Annotated in this window: 2 pseudogenes; one reads left to right on the top strand and one right to left on the bottom strand. The window is 42.5% G+C overall.

The features are described from left to right. Positions 1-1,231: pseudogene (locus VE944_RS10520) on the top strand (S-layer family protein); the annotation flags it as partial. A 203-nt stretch (positions 1,232-1,434) separates the two neighbouring features. Here the strand turns inward: VE944_RS10520 and VE944_RS10515 are convergent. Continuing rightward, positions 1,435-1,831: pseudogene (locus tag VE944_RS10515) on the bottom strand (hypothetical protein); the annotation flags it as partial.

The following is a 1,831-nucleotide window of genomic DNA, read 5'->3' as shown; positions in this document are numbered from 1 at the left end:
CAATCCAAATGCTCAAGGTAATAGTGGAAACATAGATATCACATCTAGGTTATTTTCTATCACTAATGGCGCTCGACTGACCGCTAGCACTTTTGGCAGAGGAAACGCAGGTAGTATTAATCTTAATACCCAAAATGCAGTATTCAGTGGTACTGATATTAGTGGTTTATCAAGTGGTATTTTTAGTGCAGTTGAAAAAGAGGCAGTGGGAAATGCCGGAGCCATTAAAATTACCACAAATCAACTAACACTTAAGGGTGGCGCTCAATTAGTTGCCAGCAGTTTTGGAGAAGGAAATGCAGGTAGTGTAACAATTGAAGCCACCGATAAATTTTTAGTAAATGGAGCTAATAGCAATGGCTCACCCACGGGTGTATTTGCAGAATCCAGAACAGGTCGGGGTGGAGATATTGGGCTACAGATAAAAAATTTACTGATGTTACGTCATCAGGGTTTAATCTCTGCCACTAGTGGTGTTGCTGGCAGTGCTGGGCTTGATGGCAATATAAATATTAGTACTAAATTTTTAGTTGCTGTCCCTTCAGAGAATAGTGATATTGTTGCGACTGGCTTCGGACGCAGCCCCGGTAGTAATATTCAAGTCAATGCACAAGGAATTTTTGGCACTCAATTTCGGCAACAGTTATCCCCTGAAAGTGACATTGTTGCAACTGGACAGGTGACATTAAACACGCCTGATATCGACCCCAACAGTGGTTTGGTCAACTTGCCATCAGTACCAGTTGACACTGAAGTAGCACAAGTCTGCTATAGTCGAGGTTACGCCCAAAACCGATTTGTGATCACTGGACACGGCGGTTTACCAACTAATCCGAGGACAGATGTTCTAACTCCTGACGCAGTGCAAGTAGATTGGGTTACTCTTAATGCCAGCGCCAGAACCCGCAAGAGTCCACCTGTTAGCATCAAACCTACTACCGCTACACCAAAACCGATTGTGGAAGGGGAGCAACGCGAAAAAGTGAGATCGGGGTTTGGTTCTCAATTACACCCCTATATTCTCAACAAATCCTGGTTTTTTAGTTGCGATCGCATCCTGAAAACTTGCTATACACGTCCCAGGTTTCAACACCTCACAAAATCGCTTTGCTCCCTTGTGGAAGCTACAGGGTGGGTGATGAATGCAAAAGGGGAGTTGGAACTTACAGTGAATGCACCTAGCACACCTCATGCTTCATGGCAGAACCCTGTCTCTTGCCGTGCTTCTTAGATGTACTGACCTGCAATGCTAATCGCTCAGACCTGCAATCATGACATTTTTCAGCCAGGATTAAGGGTCTTGTCCACTTTTGGTGACCATGTTTGGGGATGCTCCCAGTTGAGCGATGTCTACTTTTTGGGGCTACGCCGGAGCAAGCAGTGAATTTGTAGTGCCAAAGCAATTATCGCTTTTCTCTGCGCCTCTATGTAAAATTATTTCATATCTGACAATAAATATTGATTATTACAATATTCTTTCGTAGCTGTGACAGAAACAACCTCTACTTCTATCGGTTTTTCTTTAGTTCCGTTGATCAGAAACTCACTAGCTCCCTGACGAGGTTTTTTCGGATTTCCCCAATCATAGGTGTAACCTAAACCCGTCCAAGGATAATGTTCTTGACTACCAACCGCATAAGAAGTTGTATATATCTCTTGCAAAATCGAATAACTAGCAGTAATCGGTATGCGTAAAACATTACAACTAGAATCATTAATTTCTGGATCAACACATGGTCTACTTAAATCTTCGGCTTTCACCCACATTTCTACAAAATGCGTCTTATTTGAGTTTCTATTTAAAATTAAACCTAAATACTGCTGTAACCTC

The sequence above is a fragment of the Nostoc sp. genome, assembly GCF_035638895.1.
In the GTDB taxonomy this organism is placed as follows: Bacteria; Cyanobacteriota; Cyanobacteriia; order Cyanobacteriales; family Nostocaceae; genus Nostoc.
Note: the sequence above shows the minus strand (reverse complement) of the source record. Positions and strands in the feature narration are given on the sequence as shown.